This window comes from Rhodococcus sp. IC4_135, assembly GCF_011602025.1.
Lineage (GTDB): Bacteria > Actinomycetota > Actinomycetes > Mycobacteriales > Mycobacteriaceae > Rhodococcus_F > Rhodococcus_F baikonurensis.
This window is the reverse complement of sequence record NZ_JAAOLG010000081.1, coordinates 2266-3931: the sequence shown is the minus strand read 5'-3', so window position 1 is coordinate 3931 and position 1666 is coordinate 2266. Positions and strand designations below refer to the sequence as shown.

At 59.8% G+C, this 1666-nt stretch carries 1 protein-coding gene; it reads left to right on the top strand.

Annotated elements, in window-relative coordinates; genetic code table 11:
• Nucleotides 1–1666: site-specific integrase (locus tag G8767_RS34875; RefSeq protein ID WP_166814236.1), on the top strand; the 1666-nt coding region annotated here is incomplete at both ends.

Here is a 1666-nt window from a genome sequence, read left to right as displayed (position 1 = left end):
AGCCCTCTCGACTGGAAACGAACAGACCTGGAAAGCGTGGTTGATCGAACGAATCGACCCGCAATGGCGAGTCGCGGAATGGGATTCACGCCGACAGGTATTCACCGGAGACGTCGACAACGAAATGACAGCGGTCTATCTGTGCCGAGTCGACCGATGCATGACGGTCGTGGAAATCTTCGACCGCCGTTGCAGGCGGTGCGAACGCCACCGCAAGCTCAACGGGACCTCACCTTCATTCTTCGACCGGACATTCGACCCCGATTCGGTTCCACGAAGAGACGAAAAAGCCTTTTCGAAAGTCGATTTCGAACTCAGTGAGGTGAACGGCACTGTTGCGGCGGAGATTATTTACGGAGTGCAGCAGCGTGACCGTGATCAGATCATCTTGGTTCCGATGCGGATCCGCAGCATAGTTTCCCACCTCCCACCGGATTGTCGCTCACTGCTCGATGTCGCCGGAAATCGCCAGTTCGAGAAGGCACTCGGAGCTGCAGCCGGTGGTGTGTTCCGGTCGTTGGTCACACATCTGCAGCGGGCGCACGTCGTGTACTCCGGTACTGATCCCACCATGGCCGACGTGTGGAAACCTGCCGTCGTGGGCCTGCAAGCTGCTCCGGACCGGCGATACAGTGCGGCCGGTGGCGTTGTGGACTTCCGAGAGATCAGACAGCGATGGCTTCGAGAGATCACCAAACAATTCGGCCGCGAGGTACGCCCACCCGTGACGACACTGCGGCACACCGTTCATGCCGCCGAAATCGCTTCACGGCAACTCTCGCTGCGCACGAACGGCGATCACCCCGAACTACTCGACCACGGTGACATGAGCGCTGTCGTCGAGGGTTTCCGCACCAGCGCCGATCGAGAGGGCAAGCCCCATTCCTTCACCCATCGACGATCATTGCTCGGGTGGTGGCGCCGACTTCTCGAGTTCTCACGCCGCACGGGCGCAATGGATGACATCCCCGGCTCCTTCGCACTCGATCTGCGTTCGCACACAATTGCCCAGGTCGAGACCAGCGAGGACGACTTCGGACGCACGATCCCCGAACATGTCATCGCACAACTCGATCAACACCTCGAGCTGCTGGGTAGGCACTCCACGTACTCCGCGCCGGGCTGGAACCCTGACGACTACGCCATGATGTATCAGACGGTCTACCAGATCATCCGGGACACCGGTCGACGCCCGAGTGAGATCGTCGGGCTCAAACGCTCATGCCTGGACTGGGTCGACGGCAAGCCCACACTCGTCTACGACAACCGTAAACGTCGCAGAATGGGGCGTAGATTGCCGATCAGCACTGCAACGGCAACCGTGATCGACCAATGGCTCGACCACCTTCAATCGCTGTCTGTTCCGGACACACTGTGCGACTGGCTCTTTCCCACGCCGGGAACCCGCAACAACATTCGCCGCGGGCACTTGAGCGGTGCGCAGTTCGGGTCCCGGGCCTTCGCCATCTGGATCGATGCAATCCCGGAACTTGTCGACGAAAGACTCGACGATGACGGAAACCCAGCTCTCTACGACAGATCAATGATCACTCCTTACGGATTGCGGCACTCCTACGCTCAGCGGCACGCTGACAACGGCACACCGGTGGACGTCCTACGCGAATTGATGGATCACCGCAGCGTCGACACGACCATGGGATACTTC